The organism is Lysobacterales bacterium (assembly GCA_014946745.1).
GTDB lineage: Bacteria > Pseudomonadota > Gammaproteobacteria > Xanthomonadales > Xanthomonadaceae > Aquimonas.
The window spans coordinates 766818-787038 of the sequence record JADCRD010000003.1 but is presented as its reverse complement, the minus strand read 5'-3'; the positions used below and the strand labels follow the sequence as shown (position 1 = coordinate 787038).

The window sequence follows — 20221 nt, the reverse complement described above, 5'->3', positions numbered from 1 at the left end:
GCGCTGTGCGTGCCCGTCTTTACGTAATCGAGGGGCAGCACGTCGCAGCCGGCCTCGGGCGGGCGCGGAGTGTATCATTCACGCCACTTTCGCCCGCCCTGCTGGCGCCCTTTCGCCCCACGATGTCCGCATGAGTTCCAGCGCCGCACGCGACCTCCCTGAACACCTCGACGTCGCAGTGATCGGCGGTGGCCCCGCGGGCAGCACGGCGGCCACCCTGCTAGCGCGGGCCGGCTGGCGCGTGGGCCTGTTCGAGAAAGCCCGTCACCCGCGCTTCCACATCGGTGAAAGCCTGCTGCCAATGAACCTGCCGATTCTCGAACGCCTGGGCGTGCTGGCCGAGGTCGAGGCGATCGGCGTGCGCAAGCCGGCAGCGGATTTTCCGGCCGACATCGGCGGCTACAGCACCTTCGACTTCCATCGCGCGCTCGGCGATGTCCCCGACCACGCCTTCCAGGTGCGCCGCGACCAGTTCGACCAGCTGCTGTTCGCCAACGCGGCGGCAGCCGGCGCCGAGGCGCGCGAGGGCGTCGAAGTGCTGGGCATCGAGCATCTTGAGTCCGGGCGCTCGCGCCTGCGCCTGCGTCTCGACGGCAGCGAGCGCAGCCTGGAAGCGCGCTACGTGGTCGATGCCTCGGGTCGCGACACCCTGCTCGGCAGGCAGTTCGATCTGAAGCGGGCGAACCCGCGGCACCGCTCGGCGGCCGTGTACGCGCACTACCGCGGCGTTGCCCGGCAGCCGGGCGCGGCCGCCGGCAACATCACGATCTATCGCCTGCCGAGCGGCTGGATGTGGATGATCCCGCTGCCCGAGGACGTGATGAGCATCGGCGCGGTCTGCTCGCCCGAGTACCTCAAGACGCGGCGCGGGCCGCTGGATCAATTTCTGCTGGACACGATCCTGAAGCACCCCGACGCCGCGCGCCGCATGCAGGGCGCCGAGCGCGCGTCGGAACCTGAAGCCACCGGCAACTACAGCTATGCCTGCGGGCGCATCGCCGGGCCGGGCTGGGTGATGGCCGGCGACGCCTATGCCTTCGTCGATCCGATCTTTTCGTCGGGCGTGTTCCTCGCCATGCACGGCGCCGAGCGCGCGGCCGCGCTGGTCGACGCCGTGCTGCGCGAACCGGCCCGCGAGGCCGCGCTGCAGAAGGCTTACCACCAGCGTATCGACGCCGGCATCGGCGTGTTCAGCTGGTTCATCGAGCGCTTCACCACGCCGGTGATGCGCGAGCTGTTCCAGCACCCGCGCAATGCCTGGCAGATCGAGCAGGCGGTGATCGCCATGCTGGCCGGCAACGTGTTCGACGACCGCGCCGTGCTGAAGCGCCTGCGCGCGTTCCGCGTCATCTACGCCTGCACCGCCCTGCTGCAGAAGCTGCGCGGCGAGCGCCGTGCGCCGACGCTGTCGGGCTCGGCGCGCAAGGAGGCCGCATGAGCGCGCAACCGCGACTGACGCCACCGGCCTTCGCCTTGACGCCCAGCTACGTGCACTCGCGCGATCCGCGCAGCCTGCTCGGCCCGCGCACGCTGGCGCTGTTCGGCTTCGGTGCCGCTGCAGCGGAAAGGCTCGACGATCCGCGCTACCTGCGCGTACCGCTGCAGCCGCTGGAAGCCGAGGGCGCTGACACCTACGAGGTCTGGACCTGCAGCGAAGCGGTGGAGCCTTGGCGGGAGGGGCACATCGGCGGCGGCAGATGCGCCTCGCTGTGCTTCGGCACGCTGCAGCTCAACGAGGACGGGGCCGGCCCGGCCGCCACTGCCGAACAGGCGTATCGACTGCTCGCAGGGCATCGCCACAGCGCCGCGCACCCGCATCTGCTGCGCCTGTGGAACTACCTCGACGCCATCGTCGAAGGCGAAGGTGACGCCGAGCGCTACCGGCAGTTCTGCGTCGGTCGCGCCGAGGCGCTGGACATCCCCGACGCCGCGCTGCCGGCGGCCACCGCGATCGGCCACCGCGAAGGCACGCGCCTGCTGCAGATCTACTGGCTGAGCTCCACGCGCCCGGGCTCGGCGGTGGAGAACCCGCGCCAGGTGCCGGCCTACCGCTATCCGCGCAGCTACGGCCCGCGCGCGCCCAGCTTTGCCCGCGCGATGCGCGCCGACGCCGCCGATGCCTTGCCGCTGCTGCTGTCCGGCACGGCGGCGGTGGTCGGACACGCCAGCCTGCACCACGACTCGGTGGTGGCCCAGCTGCGCGAGACCTTCGACAACTTCGACAGCCTGCTGGGTGCGGCGCGCGCCGCCGATGCGCGGATTGCGCCCGGGTTCGGCGCGCACAGCCTGCTCAAGGTCTATCTGCGCGACGCCAGCGCGCTGCCGGAGCTGCAGGCCGCGCTGGCGCGCCTGCTGCCCGCCGACGTGCCGCGCCTGATCCTGCAGGGCGATATCTGCCGCCGCGAGTTGGCGGTGGAGATCGACGGGTTCCACGCGTAGCGCAGCGCGTGCGCGGGAAGCCACGAGGCTCCATAGGGTGGGTCTTGACCCACCGATACTTCACACACGCCGCGCGCCCCGCCTTCGCAGGGCGTACGGATGCGCTGCGGCAAGCGCATCGCCGGCGCCCCCCGAGGTGGACGTCGCATCTCGCGGCCAAGGACTTCGATCGGCGTCGCCAGACCCGGACGCTTCGCCGGTGGGTCAAGACCCACCCTATGCAGTTCGCAGACGAATGGCCGCTGCCGGGCAGCGCGCGGTTGCGGCGGCGCAGCGACCGCCTCCGGCCCCGGCCCTCGCGCATAGCGCTCGGGCGTTCGACGGCGCGCGCGGCATGCCGCGCAAGCGCGCCGTCTGCCTCCGGCCCCGGCCCTCGCGCACAGCGCTCGGGCGTTCGACGGCGCGCGCGGCATGCCCCGCAAACGCGCCGTCTGCCTTCGGCCCCGGCCCTCGCGCATAGCGCTCGGGCGTTCGACGGCGCGCGCGGCATGCCGCGCAAACGCGCCGTCTGCCTCCGGCCCCGGCCCTCGCGCGCAGCGCTCGGGCGTTCGACGGCGCGCGCGGCATGCCGCGCAAACGCGCCGTCTCACCCCACCAGCCCTTCTGCCTTGATGCGGCGGATCTCATCGCGGATCTTGCCGGCCTCCTCGAACTCCAGATCCTTGGCGTGCTTGTACATCTGCGCTTCGAGCTTCTTCAGCACGGCACCGAGCTGGTCGGGGTTCATCTGCCGGTAGTCGTCGCGCGGCTCGGCCACGCGGCGTTCGCTGGCGCTGGTGCGGCCGCGGCCCTTCTTGGATTCCGCCGGCTCGCTGCGCGCGCCTTCCATCACATCGTTGATGCGCGAAACGATGGTCTTGGGCGTGATGCCGTGCTCGGCGTTGTAGGCGATCTGCTTGTCGCGGCGGCGCGCGGTCTCGCCCATCGCGGTCTGCATCGAGCCGGTGATCCGGTCGGCGTAGAGGATGGCCTTGCCGCGCACGTTGCGGGCGGCGCGGCCAATCGTCTGGATCAGTGACGGCGCCGAGCGCAGATAACCCTCCTTGTCGGCATCGAGGATCGCGACCAGCGAGACCTCGGGCATGTCCAGGCCTTCGCGCAGGAGGTTGATGCCGACCAGCACGTCGAACACGCCGAGCCGCAGGTCGCGGATGATCTCCATGCGTTCGACGGTGTCGACGTCCGCATGCAGGTAGCGCACCTTGACCCCGTGCTCGCCGAGGTACTCGGTGAGGTTCTCGGCCATGCGCTTGGTCAGGGTGGTGACCAGCACGCGATCGCCCCAGCCGACGCGCTCGTGGATCTCCGACAAAAGGTCGTCGACCTGGGTGCGCACCGGCCGCACTTCGACCTCCGGATCGATCAGGCCGGTCGGCCGCACCACCAGCTCGACGATGTTGCCCTGCGACTTCTCCAGCTCGTACTTGGCCGGTGTGGCCGAGACGAAGATGCTGCGCGGCGCGCGGCGCTCCCACTCCTCGAACTTCAGCGGCCGGTTGTCGAGCGCGCTGGGCAGGCGGAAGCCGTACTCCACCAGCGTTTCCTTGCGCGCGCGATCGCCCTTGTACATGCCGCCGATCTGCGGGACGGTGACATGCGATTCGTCGACCACCAGCAGCGCATCGGGCGGCAGGTAGTCGAACAGGCAGGGCGGTGCCTCGCCGGGCATGCGCCCGGTCAGATGCCGCGAGTAGTTCTCGATGCCCTGGCAATAGCCGATCTCACCCATCATCTCGAGGTCGAAGGTGGTGCGCTGCTGCAGGCGCTGCGCCTCCAGCAGCTTGTTGTTGGCGTAGAACCACTCCAGCCGGTCGGCCAGCTCGACCTTGATCGCCTCCATCGCCTCCAGCACGGTGCGCCGGGTGGTGACGTAGTGGGTCTTGGGATAGATGGTGTAACGCGGGATGCGCCGCTGGACCTCGCCGGTCAGCGGGTCGAACAGCGCGATCTGCTCGATCTCGCCATCGAACAGCTCGATGCGCACAGCCTCGCTGTCGCTCTCGGCCGGATGCACATCAATGACCTCGCCGCGCACGCGGTAGGTGCCGCGGCGCAGGTCGAACTCGTTGCGGGTGTACTGCAGCTCGGTCAGGCGCCGGATCAGCTCGCGCTGGTCGATGCGCTCGCCGCGCACCATGTGCAGCACCATCTGGAAGTACTCGTTGGGGTCGCCCAGGCCGTAGATCGCCGACACGGAGGCCACGATCAGCGCATCGCGACGTTCCAGCAGGGCCTTGGTCGCCGACAGGCGCATCTGCTCGATGTGCTCGTTGATCGAGCTGTCCTTCTCGATGAAGGTGTCGCTGGAAACGACGTAGGCCTCGGGCTGGTAGTAGTCGTAGTAGCTGACGAAGTACTCCACCGCGTTGTTCGGGAAGAACTGCTTGAACTCGCCGTAGAGCTGGGCCGCGAGCGTCTTGTTCGGCGCCAGCACCAGGGTCGGCTTCTGGATCTGCGCGACCACGTTGGCGATGGTGTAGGTCTTGCCCGAGCCGGTCACGCCCAGCAGGGTCTGGTGCGCGAGCCCATCCTCGAAGCCCTCGATCAGACGCGCGATCGCCAGCGGCTGGTCGCCCGCAGGCTGGTAGGGCGAGACAAGCTCGAACGGAATGTTGGCGGCTTCTGGACGGGTCATGGGCTTTACGCGGGAATCGGGAATCGGGAATCGGGAATCGGCCGAGGCTCGCCGCTGCACGCGACCCGCGCAAGGCTGGACCCGGGATGCTGACACGGTACTGACAGCAGCGTGAGTTGAGTGGAAGCGGCGACGCGTGAGCACCTCGGCTAGGGAAGGACTGAACAACGGCGCCCGGGAGTTGTTCAGACGTCGCGAGCCCGGCGCGGGTCCCGACTCGCTTACGCCGGATAGAGCACTCAGGTGCTCGATCCGCGTGCGCGCCTTCCCCTGCGCGCGCGAAGCTCCGACAGATCAGAGCTTCCCTAGGAAAACTCCTACCCCAGCGTGAAGCCGCCTCCGATGTTCGCGGCGCGGCGATCTGCAGAGACTCTCAGGCGTCGAGCGCGGCCCTTCGCCGCCGACGCCTTGGGGGACTGTCTTTATGCGTATCGGTTTCGCGTATCGCTCGGTCAGGGGCTTCAGCCTGATCGAGCTTTTCATGAGCCTGGCTGTGGCCAGCGTGCTGGTCGGCATCGCTCTGCCCAGCGTCCAGCAGATGCAGGAACGACATCGCTTCGTCGCCACCCAACACGGCCTGATGGCGGGCTTCCATCAGGCCCGCACCCTGGCCGTGACCCGCGGGCTGCCGGCGGGAATCTGCCCGACCACCGACGGCCAGCGCTGCCGCAGCGGTGGCGTCTGGGACGACGGTTGGCTGGTCTTCGTCGACGCCAATCGCAACGACCAGCGCGACGCGGGCGAGGCCGTCGAACGGATGCATCTGGATCCCTCGCCCGCGCTGCGCATCCACAGCAGCGCGCAGCGGCCGTTGGCGATGTTCCGTCCCAACGGCGGCAGCGGCGCCAGCAACCTGAGCCTGCGCATCTGCAGCGAGGACGGCCGCCTGCTCGGCGCGCTGGTGCTGAACAACACGGGCCGCCTGCGCCAGGCCAGCCCGGAGACGATCGGCGGCGGCTGTGGATAGGCGCCGGGCGACGGCATCCACACGGGGCTTGACCGCGGCCGCGGACTGACTACAATGCGCGGCTCTGTTCCCGAGTAGCTCAGCCGGTTAGAGCATCTGACTGTTAATCAGAGGGTCGCCCGTTCGAGTCGGGCCTCGGGAGCCATCATTCACAAAGGCCGGAACGCAAGTTCCGGCCTTTGTTCTTTCTGGCCTGTCGATCGCGCGAGCCGCTGCAGCCCATGATCGCCTTCCGCAATCTCGCCCTGCGCCGCGGCGAACGTCTGTTGATCTCCGGCCTCGATGCCGCCCTGCACGCCGGCTGGCGGGTTGGCGTGATCGGCCGCAACGGCTGCGGCAAATCCACCCTCTTCGCTGCCATCCAGGGCGAACTGGAGCCCGACCTCGGCGACATCGATCTGCCCGGCGGTCTGCGGATGGCGGCGGTGGCGCAGGAGACTCCCTCCCTGCCCGACCCCGCCCTCGACTTCGTGCTGGGCGGCGACAAGCCCGTCGCCGAGGCCCTGCGCGCCGCCAGCGAGGCCGAAGCGCGCGGCGACCACGAAGCCGCCGCGACCGCGCATCAGACCATCGAGGAACTCGGCGGTTACGACGCCCGCGCCCGCGCCGGTCGACTGCTGCACGGCCTCGGCTTTCCGGCCGACACCCACGAGCGCGCCGTGTCGAGCTTTTCCGGCGGCTGGCGGGTGCGCCTGAATCTGGCGCGCACGCTGATGACGCCGGCTGACCTGCTGCTGCTCGACGAGCCCACCAACCACCTCGACCTCGACGCCGTGCTGTGGCTGGAGGAGTGGCTGAAGCGTTTCGCCGGCACCGTGCTGGTGATTTCGCACGACCGCGAATTCCTTGACGGCATCGCCACCCACACCCTGCACCTGCACGGCGGCAGCGGGCGCCTGTACAGCGGCGACTACACCAGCTTCGAGCGCCAGCGCGCCGAGCAGCTGCGCCAGCAGCAGATCGCCTTCGAGCGCGAGCAGGCCGAACGGGCCAAGCTCAAGGCCTTCATCGACCGCTTCAAGGCCAAGGCCAGCAAGGCCAAGCAGGCACAGTCGCGGGTCAAGCGGCTGGAGAAGCTGGCCGGCACCGAGGCCGTGCGCGCCGAGCGCGGCTTCGAGTTCAGCTTCGCCGAGCCGGCCAAGCTGCCCACGCCGCTGCTGCGCTTGGATCAGGTCGATGCCGGCTATGGCGAGACCACCATCCTGCGCGACGTGAAGTTCAGCCTGGAGCCGGGCGACCGCATCGGCCTGCTCGGCCGCAATGGCGCCGGCAAGTCGACCCTGGTCAAGACGCTGGCCGCCGAGATCGCGCCGCTGCAGGGCGAGCGTATCGGGCATCTCGAACTCAACATCGGCTACTTCAGCCAGCACACGGTCGAGCAGCTCACGGAAGGCCACAGCCCGCTGCAGCATCTGGTGGACATTGCCCGCGGTGTGGGCGAGGCCCAGCTGCGCGCCTATCTCGGCGGCTGGAACTTCGCCGGCGACCGCGTGTTCGAGCCGGTCGACGGATTCTCCGGCGGCGAACGCGCGCGTCTGGCGCTGGCGCTGATCGCATGGAGCAAGCCCAACCTGCTGCTGCTCGACGAACCCACCAACCACCTCGACCTCGACATGCGCGAGGCCCTGGCCGATGCGCTGGCCGAGTTCCCGGGCGCGATCCTGCTGGTCAGCCACGACCGCCATCTGCTGGGCCTGGTCTGCGACAGCTGGTGGCGTGTGTCCGACGGTCAGGTCGCGCCCTTCGAGGGTGACCTCGACGACTACGCGGCCTGGCTGCGCAAGGGCAGCTCCGCGATCAGCGCCAGCGTCGCCAAAAGCAGCGCCAGTGAGCCCGAATCGGGTGAATCCAAGGCCGATCGCCGCCGCAGTGCCGCCGAGAACCGCGAGCGCGAGAAGCCGCTGCGCAACCGCGTCAAGGCCATCGAAACGCGGCTGGACAAGATCGGCCGCGAGCTGGTCGAGATCGACACGCGCCTCGCCGATCCCGCCCTCTACGCGGGCGATAAAGGCGAGATCCAGAAGCTGGTGCAGAGCCAGGGCAAGCTGCGCGGCGAGCGCGATGCGCTGGAAGAAGAGTGGCTGACGCTGCAGGACGCGTTGGGCTGACGCCTGCGTTTGTCAGTCGCGGGCGTGATCCACCGGCCGCAGTCGCCACACCCAGGCCGGCGGCAGGTTGAGCGGCACCCAGCGCAGGCGCTCCGCGCGCAGCCCCACGCGTGCAAGGATCGACGCAGGCACTGGACAGCGCAGACCGTAGCTGAACTGAACGAAGCGCAGGTCGGGTCGGCAGCAGCCCAGCACGGCGCTGAGGATGGCCTCGATCTGGGTCTCGTGCATCGCCCTCAAGGGCAGACCGGATACGACCAGAGCAGGCGGCTCCGCGAACTGAGTCGGCAGCAGTGCAGCGGCATCGCTTTCCAGCACCCGCACCTGCGGCAGCCGAGCGCGCAGTTCGGCGGCGAACTCCGGCAGGCGCTCGACGATGTGCAGGGCCTGTACCGGTACGCCCGCCTGCAGCAGCGCGCGCGAGAACACGCCGGTGCCCGCGCCCAGCTCGAGCACCGGGCCCTCAAGCGGCGCCGCGGCGCGCAGCATGGCGCGGGCCAAGGCCGCGCTGGAAGGCGCAACCGCGCCGACGATGCGCGGGTGTCGCAGGGTGCGGGCGAGAAAGCGGGTCCATTCGCTGCCGCTGTCGAGGCCGGGCAGAACACCGGTGCGCACATCGTCCATGGCTCATCCTTAGCTGGAAGCCGCGCCAGTCGCGGCAGGTCAAGGCTGCGCTGCGCGCCTCAAGCGAAGCTCAAGGCAGAGCCCCGGCGCGGATTTCGCGTGGCGTGCTCGAAGGATCCAAGGCCTCAGTCGCGGGCGTAGGCAGCGGACGCAGAATCAATTCGGCGCTCTGGTCATCGAAGCGCGCCTCCAGCGTCCACTCGATCTTCGCCAGCAGCCGACGCGCAAGTTCAAGGCCCAGACCGAAGCCCGAGTGGCTTTCGCCCTCGCGGGTCGCGTTTCGGAACGCGATCCGTCTGGCGCCCATCGAGATGTCGATCGCGCCCGGCGCGCCGTGCTGGATCGCGTTGATCAGCAGATTTGCGAGCACCGCCTCGATGCCCGCAGGCGGCAAGGCCCAACGCACATCCGCGTCGCCGCCAATCTCGATGCGCTGGCCCCGCGCTGCAGCAAGCGGCGCGAACTCATCGACGAGCGTCGAGAGAATCGGCGCCACTTCGAGCGCCTCGGCGACCGGTGTCGACTCGCCCAGCCAGAGCACCGACGCGCTGGCGCGCTCCAGCCGCTGCAAGGCTCGACGCAGCCGTGCTTCGGCGACGCCGTCGATTCGACCCGCCAGGGTCTCGACCGCCAGCCGCGCGCTCTGCAGCGGCGTGCGCAGCTCGTGCGCGAGGAAGCGCAGCGTCTCTTCCTCGCGCTTGAGCACGGCAAGCCGCGCATCCAGCGCATCCGCCAGGGCATGGCCAAAGCGCTGGAACTCGGCAACGGGCTGGGTATCCGCCGCCTTGCGCAGTGACGCAGCGCTGGGCTCGCGCTCCAGCGCGTCCAGCAGGCCTGAGGCCGCGCCCTCGATGCGGCCAACGAATCGCCGCGCAAGCCAGGCCGCATGCAGTAGGAGAAGCACCAGCAGCACGGCGAGCACCGGCGCTGCCCGCCACAAGGCCTCGCTGACGCGCATTTCCTCCTGCGCGTTGAACACGAGGAAGCGCGGCCCCTGCGCGTCGGCGGTCAGCGCACGCAGATGCACGTAACGATCCTGATCCAAGCGGAACTCGCGCAGCGCACCCGGCTTCAGCGCGGCGAGGCGTTCCCGCTTCGCTGCCGGGAACGCCTCAAGCCGCCACAGCTGCACCTGTGGCAGGGGCTCGCGCTCGCCCGCCAGCGCGCGCTCGGCCGCCAGCAGGCGGGCGTCGATGAAGCTGTCCTCCAGCACGTACAGCGCCAGCGCCGCGACGGTGCACAGGCCCAGCAGGAGAGCGCCGCCAAACAGTGCCCACTGCACGCCCAGCACGCGCTTCAGCGACCGCGGCTTCATGCGGCGCCGCCAAAGCGCACGCCGAGGCCGCGCTCACTGTGGATGGGCGCCTCACCGAAGGCCTCGCGCAGGCTGCGGCGCAGCGCGTAGAGATGGGTGCGCAGGTCGTCGTCCTCGCCGGCTTCGCCCCACAGCGCTTCGCCCAGCTCAGCGCGGCTGACGCAGCCTGGGCTGGCCTGCAGCAGGCGGCGCAGCAATCGCGCCGCAGAGGCGGACAGCTGCAGCTGCGTACCGGCATGCTCCAGCAGCCCGCGCTGCGGATCGAGGCGCCAGCCCTCGGCGACGATCCATCCTCCCGCACGCGCCGGCACGTGTCGGGCCAGGGCGCGAATGCGCGCAACCAGCTCGGCCGGCTCGAAGGGCTTGATCACATAGTCGACAGCGCCCGCTTCGAACCCGGCGAGGCGATCCTGCAAGGCGCCGCGCGCGGTCAGGAACAGCACGGGCGGGCTGTCGGGCTGCGCGGCCTTCAGGCGCCGGCACAGACTGAAGCCGTCCTCGCCCGGCAGCTGCACGTCGAACAGCCAGAGATCGAAGCGCCCCTCCAGCAGCCGCGCCTGCGCCTCGCGCGCGTTGTAGGCGTGCTCGGCCTCGATGCCGCGCGCTTCGAAGTAGTCGACCAGGCCTGCCGCGATGTCGAGGTCATCCTCGACCAGCAGCACGCGCAGGCGCTCGGGCCGGCACTCAGACACGCGCAGGCGCTCCGTTGGGCGATCAGACACGCGCCAGGCGCATCAGATCGAACATGCGCTTGTACTCGCCGCGCATCGAAGCGACCAGGCCGTGCATCAGCAGCAGGCGGTTGTCGACCGGCCCCAGGGCGGGCTTGGCCGCGCGCGCGGCGTCGTAGCCGTCGGCGTGCAGGCGATGCAGCAGATCGACGGCACGCTCCTCGCTGCCGCGCGGGCGCGCGGCGGGCTCCACGCCCAGCGCGCGTACCGTCGCTTCGGCCAGCGCCCAGGTCGACCACGGGTTCTGGCCCGTCAGCACGCGCCCATCCACCACCACATGTTCGAGGTACATCGGCGCCTCGCTGAACTCGCCCTCATCGGCCAGCGCATCCTGCAGCAGAAAGCCCAGCCGCTGCACAGGATCGTCCATCAGGAACAGCTCCTCGGCGTTGCTGAAGCCGGTGACGCGGCGGCCCTGCAGCAGGGTCTGCCCGGGCGCGAGCTCGACGCCGAGCAGGGCGGCCGGGCCGTGGCAGACGGCGCTGATCACGCCGCCGCGGGTGTAGACCTCGGCGAGGATGCGCTGCAGCGCTGCGTTGCCGTGCAGATCGAGCATCGCGCCCTTGCCGCCAACGACATAGACGGCGTCGTAGCGCGTCGGATCGACGGCATCGAGGCGCAGCGTGCTCTCGATGGCCTGACGCGTGCGCGGCTCGTTGAGAAAGGCGTAGTCGGCATCGACCGCGTCATCGGTGTCGACCACCTTGGGCGGCGCACCGCCCTCGGGGCTGGCGAGTTCGACCTCGAAGCCTGCGGCCTCGAACACCCACCAGGCGCGCGACAGTTCGGTGAGTTCGAAACCCGCGCGACCCGGGCCGCCCAGGGTGCGTTCGGCGCTGGTCAGCACCGCCAGGATGCGGCCGCGCGAGGGTGGCGCCTCGGCCGGCAGCCAGCGCAGATCGGCCCGCGTCGCCTCTGGGTTGGCAATGCTGTGACTGAAATCGATGCCCGCCCACCAGACCCACAGCCCGAACACCAGCAGCAGCGGCACGGCCGCCAATCCAACCACCCACCGCACCCATCGCTTGCGCCACATGTCCGAGCCTCCACCGTGCATTCGAGGCCTGAGCGTGCGGGGGCTATCTCAAGCGGGGCTCAACACTTTGGTTGGGATTAGGGATTAGGGATTGGGGATTGGGGATTCCGGATTCCGGATTCCGGATTCCGGATTCCGGAATCGGGATTCGGGATTCGGGATTCGGGATCGGCCGCAGCATCGCAAGCCACCGAGGCGAGCCCCTCTCCCCTTGAGGGAGAGGGGTTGGGGAGAGGGGGCAATGCTTGCCGCAAGCACCCTACCCCTCTCCCCCGGCCCCTCTCCCACAAGGGGAGAGGGGAGCACCGCGAAAGATCTCGTGGGCCGCCGCGAGGGTCCAGCTCTGCGAGAGATCCTGTTCGTCGAGGCGAGGGTCCAGCTCCGGTGGGTCGAGACCCACCCTATGGGCCGCGCTCTTCTGAATCCCGAATCCCGAATCCCGAATCCCGACTTCCAAATCCCCAATCCCAGCTCCGATTCAGATCGCGCCGAGCGCGTCCTCAAGCTCCGCGTGCAGATCCACGAGATCCTCAACGCCGACGCTCAGGCGCACCAGGTTGTCGTGGATGCCCAGCTTGGCTCTGTTCTCCGCCGGAACCGACGCATGGGTCATGATCGCCGGATGGTTGATCAGGCTCTCCACGCCGCCCAGCGATTCGGCCAGCGCGAACAGCTGGCAGCGCTCCATCATCCGGCGCGTGCCGGCCAGGTCGGTGTCGAGCACCACGCTGATCATGCCGCCGAAGCCGTGCATCTGCTGCTTGGCGAGCGCGTGCTGTGGGTGCGATTCGAGCCCCGGATAGATCACACGGCGCACCTTGGGATGCGTTTCCAGCCACTGCGCCAGCGCCAGCGCGTTCTCACAGTGCGCGCGCATGCGCAGGTGCAGGGTCTTGAGGCCGCGCAAGGCGAGGAAGCTGTCGAAGGGCCCCTGCACGCCGCCCACGGCGTTCTGCAAGAAGGTGAGCTTCTCCTCCAACTCTGAGTTGTCGCCCACCACCAGCATGCCGCCGACGATGTCGCTGTGGCCGTTCAAGTACTTGGTCGCCGAATGCATGACCAGATGCGCGCCGAGCTCAAGCGGCCGCTGCAGGATCGGGCTGCAGAAAGTGTTGTCGACAGCGAGGATCAGACCCTTCTCGCGCGCGAACGCCGCAAGCTTCGCGATATCGACCAGCTTCAGCATCGGGTTGGTCGGCGTCTCGCACCAGATCATCTTCGTGTTCGGCCGCAGCGCGGCGGCCACGGCGTTGAGGTTGTCGAGGTCGACGAAGCTGAACTCCAGCCCCGCCGAGCGCCGACGCACGCGCTCGAACAGGCGGAAGGTGCCGCCATACACGTCGTCCATGCAGATCACGTGGCTGCCGGAGTCGAGCACTTCCAGCGCGGTTGACGTAGCCGCGAGGCCCGAGGCGAAGGCATAGCCGCGGCGGCCGCCTTCGAGCGCGGCCACGCAGTCCTCGTAGGCGAAGCGCGTCGGGTTGTGGCTGCGCGAATACTCGAAGCCCTGATGGTCGCCGGGGCTGCGCTGCACGTAGGTCGAGGTCGCGTAGATCGGCGTCATCACCGCGCCGGTGGTCGGGTCCGGCGACTGGCCGGCGTGGATGGCGCGCGTGCCAAGGCCATGGTGGGCGTGCGAGGACTTGCTCATGGGGCGTTCCGTGTGGGGGCTGCCGAGAGACTCGGCGAGGCGCGGATTCTAGGGCAACACGGATCAAGTCCACCCTGAACGTGATCCCTGGTCGCGAGTGTGGCGCCTGTCCAAACTCGCCTTCGCTGCATCAAGCATCGCGTGCTCAGCCGGGCAGCAGCGCGTCCAGGGGCTCGGGCCGATGCAGCAGGTAACCCTGGGCGTGCTCCACGCCCAGTTCGCGCAGCACGCCCAGCACTTCTTCGCTGTCGACGAACTCCGCCGTGGTGTGCAGACCGAGCACGCGCGCGACCTGGCAGAAGCAGTCGACGGCGGCGCGGTCGAGCGCATCGAGGTGAAGATTGCGGATGAACTGGCCGTCGATCTTGATGCCATCGACCGGCAGCTGCTTCAGATAGCCGAAGGAGGAGGCGCCCGCGCCGAAGTCGTCCAGGGCAACGCGCACGCCGTGCCGGCGCAGCTCGGTGATGAAGCTGCTGGCTTCGGCAAGGGCAGTGATCGCCGCGGTCTCGGTGATCTCGAAGCACAGGCGGCGGGGATCGAAGCGCGCCTCACGCAGCAGCTGGCCGACGAAGCGATGGAAGGCGCGGTCGCCCAGGCTTTGCCCGGAGAGGTTGATGGCCAGCGTCGCAATCGTCTCGACCGCGTCGGGATGCGCATCGAGCCAGGCAAAGACCTGGCGCACGACCCAGCGATCGATCCGGGTCGCGAGATGGAAGCGCTCGGCGGCCGGCAGAAAAGCGCCCGGCGGCACGCGGCTGCCGTTCTCGCACATACGCAGCAGGATCTCGATGTGCTCGCCTGCGGGATCGCGCTCGCCGCTGACCGGCAGGATGCGCTGGGCGAACAGCTCGAAGCGATCCTCGTCCAGCGCGGACTCGATGCGGCTGGCCCAGCGCATCGAGTCGCGACGTCGCAGCATCGCCTCGTCGGTGTTCATCCAGGCGTGCACGCGCCCGCGTCCCGCTTCTTTCGCCGCGTAGCAGCAGGTGTCGGCGGCCTGCATCAGGGTGGCGATGTCGGGCCAGTCGCCTTCGATGGGCACCAGCCCGATGCTGGCGCCAACGCGGAAGCGCTTGCCGTCGTGCTCGAAGCGGAAATCCTCCATGCGCTCGCAGATCTGCTGGGCGGCGCGCTGGGCCTGATCCATGCGGCAGTGGCGAAGAATCGCGCCGAACTCGTCGCCGCCGAGGCGAGCCAGCAGATCGCCGCTGCGGATGCAGGCAGCGATCACGCCGCTGACCCGCTGCAGCACTTCGTCACCTACCGAGTGACCGCAGGCATCGTTCAGCAGCTTGAACTGGTCCAGATCAATGAACAGCAGGGCGTGGGACTGCTGGGCAAGCTGTGCGCCCTCCAGCGCCTCGCGCAGACAGCGCTCGAACTCGCTGCGATTGGCCAGCCCGGTCAGGCTGTCGTGGGCGGCGCGATGCCGCATCTCGCGCACCAGCCGGCGCTGCTCGCTGACGTCGCGAAACACCAGCACGACGCCGTGCAGCCGACCGTCCGCAGCGCGGATGGGCGAGGCGGAATCCTCAACCATGAACTCCTGGCCGGCGCGGCTGCGCAGCACGCTGTACTCGCCGACGCCCACCACGCCGCCGCGCTCCAGACACAGGCGCACGGGATTGGGCATGGCCTGCTCGCCGCTCTCGTCGAGCAGGGTGAACACCGCCTCGACCGGCCGTCCGCGCGCGTCTTCGATGCGCCAGCCGAGCAGGCGTTCGGCCGCAGGATTGAGGCGCAGCACGCAACCGTTCGGGTCAGCGCAGAGGACGGCGTCACCGATCGAGTCCAGCGTCACCGCCAGCAGCGCATGCTCCTCGGCAAGCGTCAGCTCCAGCGTCTTGCGCGGCGTGATGTCGGCCAGCGTGCCGACCAGCCGCAGCGGTCGTCCGGTCTCGTCAAAATCGGCCTCGGCGCTCGCCAGCACCCAGATATCGCGAGCGCGGGCGGTGCGCATGCGCAGCTCCAGGCTGCGCGGGCCGTGCCCACGCACCACGTCGCGCAAGGCCTCATCGATGCGCGTGCGTTGATCGGCAGGAAAGAACTCCAGCGCGCGCCGCGGGGTCGGGCGATAGTCGGCCGCCACCTCATGGATGCGCCGCGTCTCGCTGGTCCAGACCGCCTGACCCGAGCGCAGGTCGTACATCCAGCCGCCGAGTCCGCCCAGTCGATTGGCCCGGTCCAGCAGGGCCTCACTGTCGCGCAGACGCTGCTCAAGCCGGCGCTGCGGGGTGATGTCATTGACCGAGCCGACGAAGCCGGTGAGCGCGCCCTGCGCATCGCGCATCGGCGCCGCATGCCCATGCAGGATGCGCACGCCGCCGCTCGGAGGTGCCACGCGGTACTCGCGGTCGAAGGCGCTCTGCGTGCTGGCGGCCAGCTGCCAGGCCTGGCCGACCGCGCTGCTGTCGTCCGGGTGCAGGTGCGAAACCCAGCCCAGCCCGAGCGCGGCCTCGGCCCGCATGCCGTGCAGCTGCTGCCAGCGCGGATTGGTGTAGGTGCATTGGCCCGCTGCGTCAGTCAGGAACACACCGAGCGGGAACTGCTCGGCAAGGCCGCGGAAGGTCGCCTCGCGCCCTGCCAGCGCGGCGAGCATGGCCTGCACAGAGTCGACGTCCTGCTCCAGCTGCTCGCGCGTGTGCTCGACGTTGCGCAGACCGCGCTCGCGCAGCTCGATGGCGTGGGCGGCAATGGCGGCGAGGTCGGTAAGGATGGCGCGCTCGTGGGGCTGCAGCTGACGCGGCACGCGATCAATGACGCAGACCGTCCCCAGCAGGTCGCCGCTGGACAGGCCCACCGGTGCACCGGCATAGAACGCGATCCGCGGCTCGCCCGTCACCAGGGGATTGCGGCGGAAGCGGGGATCGCGGCGCGCATCGGTGACCTCGAGCAGCGCGGCCTGCCGGATGGCGTGGTCGCAGAAGGCCCATTCGCGCGGGGTTTCGCGGGTCTCGCCCAGGCCCTGCTGGGCCTTGAACCACTGCCGATCGCGATCCACCAGCGAGACCAGGGCGATCGGCGTGCCACAGACCGCCGCCGCCACCCGCGCGATCGCATCGAACAGCGGCTCGGGGTCGGTATCGAGCAGATCGAGCCCACGCAAACGGCGCAGACGCGCGCCCTCGCGCTCCTCCGGAGAGGCCGCGGCAGCGCTCACCGGCGGAGTCGGGTCTCTGGGCACGGGCGGATCGCCTGCGAGGATCAGCTGCCCGGGCTGCAAAGCGCATGCCCGCGCAGGCGCCGTGGGGACGTCGCCGCTACACTGCACGCCATGCGCATCGGCCCTTACCCCATCGAACCGCGCGTGGTGCTGGCGCCCATGGCCGGCGTCACCGACAAGCCTTTCCGGGTGCTGTGCAAGCGCCTGGGTGCGGGGCTCGCGGTCTCGGAGATGACCCACTCCGATCCCAAGCTGTGGCAGACGCGCAAGTCGCGGCTGCGCATGGATCATGCCGGCGAGCCCGATCCGATCTCGGTGCAGATCGCTGGCACCGAGCCGGAGCAGCTCGCAAACGCCGCCCGCCACAACGTCGAGCAGGGCGCGCAGATCATCGACATCAACATGGGCTGCCCGGCCAAGAAGGTCTGTAACGCCTGGGCCGGTTCGGCGCTGATGCGCGACGAAGCCCTGGTCGGGCGCATCCTCGATGCGGTGGTGCGCGCGGTTGAGGTGCCGGTGACGCTGAAGATCCGCACCGGCTGGGCGCGCGCCCACCGCAACGGGCTCGCCATCGCGCGCATCGCGGAAGCCGCGGGCATCCAGGCCTTGGCCGTGCACGGCCGCACCCGCGAGGACCTCTACCAGGGCGAGGCCGAGTACGCGCTGATCGCTGAGATCAAGTCGCAGCTGCGCATCCCGGTGCTGGCCAATGGCGACATCACCGGTCCCGAGAAAGCCGCTGCCGTGCTGCGCGAGACCGGAGCGGATGCGGTGATGATCGGCCGCGCCGCGCAAGGCCGGCCGTGGATCTTCCGCGAGGTCGCGCACTACCTCGCCACCGGCCAGCGCCTGCCCGAGCCGGACCTGAGCGAGGTGCGCGACATCCTGCTCGGCCATCTCGACGCGCTGTATGCGTTCTACGGCGAGGAACAGGGCCTGCGCATCGCGCGCAAGCATCTGGGCTGGTACGCCAAGGACGTCGGGGGCGGCGAGACGTTCCGCAGCCTCGTCAACGCAGCGACGACGGCCGAGGCGCAAACTGCGCTGGCCCGCGACTGGTTCGCGGCGCGCGCCGCCGGCCTCAGGCTTGATCGCGCCGCCTGAGCCCACCCCCCACTCTTCGGACACTGCCGCCGTGAAGTACCTCGGACTGATCTACGCCGGCCTGTTCCGCAAGAAGCTGCGGACCTTCCTGACGCTGGCCTCGCTGGTCGCGGCCTTCAGCCTGCTGGGCCTGCTGCAGGCGGTGAACTCGCTGTTCTCCGGGGCTGGGGATTTCCTCGGCGCCAGCCGCCTCATCACCCAGGCCAGCACCAGCTTCACCCAGCCCCTGCCCATGCGCATGCTGCCGCAGATCGAGGCTGTGCCCGGCGTGGCCGCGGTCAATCATTCGCAGTTCTTTGGCGGCCAGTACCAGGACGGACGCGGCTTCTTTCCGCAGTTCGCAGTCAACCCGCAGCGCCTGCGCGACACTTACCCCGAGTGGGTGATGGACAACGAGAGCTGGCTGCGCTTCATCAGCACCAATGACGGCGCCATCGTCGGCCGCAATCTGGCGGAGCAGTACGGCTGGAAGGTCGGCGACATCGTGCCGCTGAACAGCTTCATCTGGACCCAGGCCGGCGGCAGCCGCACCTGGGAGTGGCGGGTGGTCGGCATCTTCGACGGCATCAACGAGGACTGGTCGCAGCGCGCGAACCTGATGTATCTGAACTATGCGCAGTTCGACGAGGCGCGCTCAGGCGGCAAGGGTCTCGCCGGCATCTTCGTGGTGCGCATCGCCGACCCGGAGGCGTCCGAGCGCATCGCCAGCGTCATCGACGCGAAGTTCGAGAACTCCTCGGACGAAACCAAGACCCAGAAGGAATCCGAGTTCCAGCTGGGCTTCATCCGCCAGCTCGGCGACATCGGCCTGATCGTCAATCTGATCACCGGCGCGGTGTTCTTCTCGATCCTGTTCCTGACCGGCGTGGCCATGAGCCAGGCGGTGCGCGAGCGCATTCCCGAGCTGGCCGTGCTGAAGTGTCTGGGCTTCACCGATCGCCAGGTGATGGGTCTGGTGCTGGCCGAGGCCTTCGCCCTGTGTCTGGTCGGCGCCCTGCTCGGCATGGCGGTGGCGAGTGCGGCCACCGGCATTCTTCCGCCTGACTTCCCCGTGCGCACCGATCTGCGGGTGTGGGTGATCGCCGGCATCAGCGTGGCGGTGCTGACTTTGGCCGTGGGCCTGCCGCCGGCGCTGGCCGCGCGCCGACTCAAGATCGTCGACGCACTCGCCGGCCGCGGCGAGCCCTCCGCCTTCGAGCGCGCGCTTCGCCGCCTGCTCGGCGGCCGCAACGAGGAGGCCAGCGCATGAGCCGCTTGGCCCAGATCCGCGAGATCACCCTGATGAACCTGCGCTCGATCCCCGAGCGGCTGGCGCCTTCGCTGGTGATTGTGGTCGGCATCGCCGGCGTGGTCGGCGTGCTGGTGGCCCTGCTGTCGATGTCGGCCGGCTTGGGCCAGACGCTGGGCAGCACCGGCGAGCCCGATCAGGTCGTCGTGAGCCGCGGCGGCAGCCAGGGCGAGATCTCGAGCTTTCTTGCCGTGGCCAGCATGACCCTGGTCAAGCAGGACCCGGCGATCGCGCGCGGGCCCGACGGCCTGCCGCTGGCTTCGGGCGAACTCATTGTGATCACCGAAGTTCCGCGCCCGGGCCAGGACACAGGCGCCAACGTCAGCCTGCGCGGCATCGAGCCGGTGGGCCTCGCGCTGCGGCCGAAGTTCCGGCTGGTGCAGGGGCGCATGTTCCGCCCCGGGGTTCAGGAAATCATCGTCGGCATCGGCGCATCAAGGCAGTTCAGCGGGCTGGAGGTGGGGCGTGAACTGCGCTTCCGCGGCGGGCGCTGGACCATCGTCGGCCACTTCGAATCCGGCGGCGCCTACGACAGCGAGCTGTGGACCGACCGCGAGACCGCGCAGGGCGCCTTCAGTCGGCCAGGTGTGTCCTCGATTCTGGCGCGCATCAAGGATCCGGGCCTGCTGCCGGTGATGGAGGCGCGGCTCAAGGCCGACCCGCAGCTCGACGTGGACGTGCGCAGTCAGGACGATTTCTTCGCCGGCCAGAGCGGCAACCTCACCGCGACCATCGGCGTGCTGGCCGGCATCGTCGCCGCGATCATGGGGGTGGGCGCCGTGTTCGGCGCGCTCAACACCATGTACTCGGCGGTGTCGGCGCGCACGAAGGAGATCGGCACCCTGCGCGCGCTCGGCTTCGGTGCCGCACCGGTGGTGGCTTCGGTGATGGCCGAGGCCCTGCTGCTGTCCCTGCTCGGCGGTGTGCTGGGGGCAGCACTCGCCTACTTCGCCTTCAACGGCTACGCGGTCAGCACGCTGGGCGGTGGCTTCACTCAGGTCGCTTTCGAGTTCGCGGTGACGCCACAGCTGGTGCTCACCGGGCTGATCATCGCGCTCGGCATCGGCCTGGTCGGCGGCCTCGCCCCCGCGCTGCGCGCCGCGCGCCTGCCGGTCACTGCGGCGCTACGCGGCTGACGAGGCTCAGACATTCCGCTC

The 20221-nt window shown here is 69.6% G+C and carries 14 protein-coding genes and 1 tRNA gene; 8 read left to right on the top strand and 7 right to left on the bottom strand.

Annotated elements, in window-relative coordinates; all coding sequences use genetic code 11:
- The first annotated feature begins 130 nt into the window (after positions 1 to 130).
- Positions 131 to 1438, top strand: a complete 1308-nt coding sequence (locus H4O13_19025; GenBank protein MBE5317491.1) for a tryptophan 7-halogenase — start codon at positions 131 to 133, stop codon at positions 1436 to 1438.
- 98 nt (positions 1439 to 1536) lie between these two features.
- Positions 1537 to 2439 carry a pteridine-dependent deoxygenase gene (locus H4O13_19020; GenBank protein MBE5317490.1) on the top strand — a complete coding sequence of 301 codons (903 nt, stop codon included), beginning with the start codon at positions 1537 to 1539 and terminating at the stop codon, positions 2437 to 2439.
- 586 nt (positions 2440 to 3025) lie between these two features.
- Here the strand turns inward: H4O13_19020 and uvrB are convergent.
- Positions 3026 to 5074 (bottom strand): excinuclease ABC subunit UvrB, encoded by a 2049-nt coding sequence (gene uvrB / locus H4O13_19015; protein MBE5317489.1) that lies wholly within the window; start codon positions 5072 to 5074, stop codon positions 3026 to 3028.
- A 424-nt stretch (positions 5075 to 5498) separates the two neighbouring features.
- On the opposite strand from uvrB, the gene H4O13_19010 reads away from it, so the two are divergent.
- The 3 genes from H4O13_19010 (at position 5499) to H4O13_19000 (ending at position 8149) form a co-directional block, all read left to right on the top strand.
- Positions 5499 to 6041 carry a GspH/FimT family pseudopilin gene (locus H4O13_19010; protein ID MBE5317488.1) on the top strand — a complete coding sequence of 181 codons (543 nt, stop codon included), beginning with the start codon at positions 5499 to 5501 and terminating at the stop codon, positions 6039 to 6041.
- A 68-nt stretch (positions 6042 to 6109) separates the two neighbouring features.
- Positions 6110 to 6186: transfer RNA gene (locus tag H4O13_19005), tRNA-Asn, on the top strand.
- A gap of 76 nt (positions 6187 to 6262) precedes the next feature.
- Positions 6263 to 8149, top strand: coding sequence for an ATP-binding cassette domain-containing protein (locus H4O13_19000; protein ID MBE5317487.1), 1887 nt, complete (start codon positions 6263 to 6265; stop codon positions 8147 to 8149).
- 12 nt (positions 8150 to 8161) lie between these two features.
- Here the strand turns inward: H4O13_19000 and H4O13_18995 are convergent, their stop codons facing one another.
- The 6 genes from H4O13_18995 to H4O13_18970 form a co-directional block, all read right to left on the bottom strand.
- Positions 8162 to 8773, bottom strand: coding sequence for a methyltransferase domain-containing protein (locus H4O13_18995; GenBank protein MBE5317486.1), 612 nt, complete (start codon positions 8771 to 8773; stop codon positions 8162 to 8164).
- 70 nt (positions 8774 to 8843) lie between these two features.
- Positions 8844 to 10088: a HAMP domain-containing histidine kinase gene (locus H4O13_18990; protein MBE5317485.1), complete on the bottom strand. Its 1245-nt coding sequence runs from the start codon at positions 10086 to 10088 to the stop codon at positions 8844 to 8846.
- Entirely contained in the window at positions 10085 to 10780 is a 696-nt protein-coding gene (locus tag H4O13_18985; GenBank protein MBE5317484.1) for a response regulator transcription factor, read from the bottom strand. Before H4O13_18985 ends, H4O13_18990 begins: the two co-directional genes overlap by 4 nt.
- A 22-nt stretch (positions 10781 to 10802) precedes the next feature.
- On the bottom strand, positions 10803 to 11855 hold the full coding sequence (locus tag H4O13_18980) for a type 1 glutamine amidotransferase domain-containing protein (protein MBE5317483.1): 1053 nt from the start codon (positions 11853 to 11855) through the stop codon (positions 10803 to 10805).
- Positions 11856 to 12333: 478 nt separating this feature from the next.
- The gene (locus H4O13_18975) at positions 12334 to 13506 is read right to left on the bottom strand and encodes a cystathionine gamma-synthase (GenBank protein ID MBE5317482.1); all 1173 of its coding nucleotides are present in this window, start codon (positions 13504 to 13506) and stop codon (positions 12334 to 12336) included.
- Between the two features lie 145 nt (positions 13507 to 13651).
- Positions 13652 to 16669 carry an EAL domain-containing protein gene (locus H4O13_18970; protein MBE5317481.1) on the bottom strand — a complete coding sequence of 1006 codons (3018 nt, stop codon included), beginning with the start codon at positions 16667 to 16669 and terminating at the stop codon, positions 13652 to 13654.
- 114 nt (positions 16670 to 16783) lie between these two features.
- Between H4O13_18970 and dusB the strand changes: the two genes are divergently transcribed.
- From dusB to H4O13_18955, 3 genes are read left to right on the top strand one after another with little or no spacing between them, the layout of a single operon-like run.
- On the top strand, positions 16784 to 17776 hold the full coding sequence (dusB, locus tag H4O13_18965; protein MBE5317480.1) for a tRNA dihydrouridine synthase DusB: 993 nt from the start codon (positions 16784 to 16786) through the stop codon (positions 17774 to 17776).
- Between the two features lie 31 nt (positions 17777 to 17807).
- Entirely contained in the window at positions 17808 to 19025 is a 1218-nt protein-coding gene (locus H4O13_18960; GenBank protein MBE5317479.1) for an ABC transporter permease, read from the top strand.
- Complete coding sequence (locus H4O13_18955; GenBank protein ID MBE5317478.1) at positions 19022 to 20200, top strand: FtsX-like permease family protein; 1179 nt, start codon at positions 19022 to 19024, stop codon at positions 20198 to 20200. Before H4O13_18960 ends, H4O13_18955 begins: the two co-directional genes overlap by 4 nt.
- The last annotated feature ends 21 nt before the right edge of the window (positions 20201 to 20221 follow it).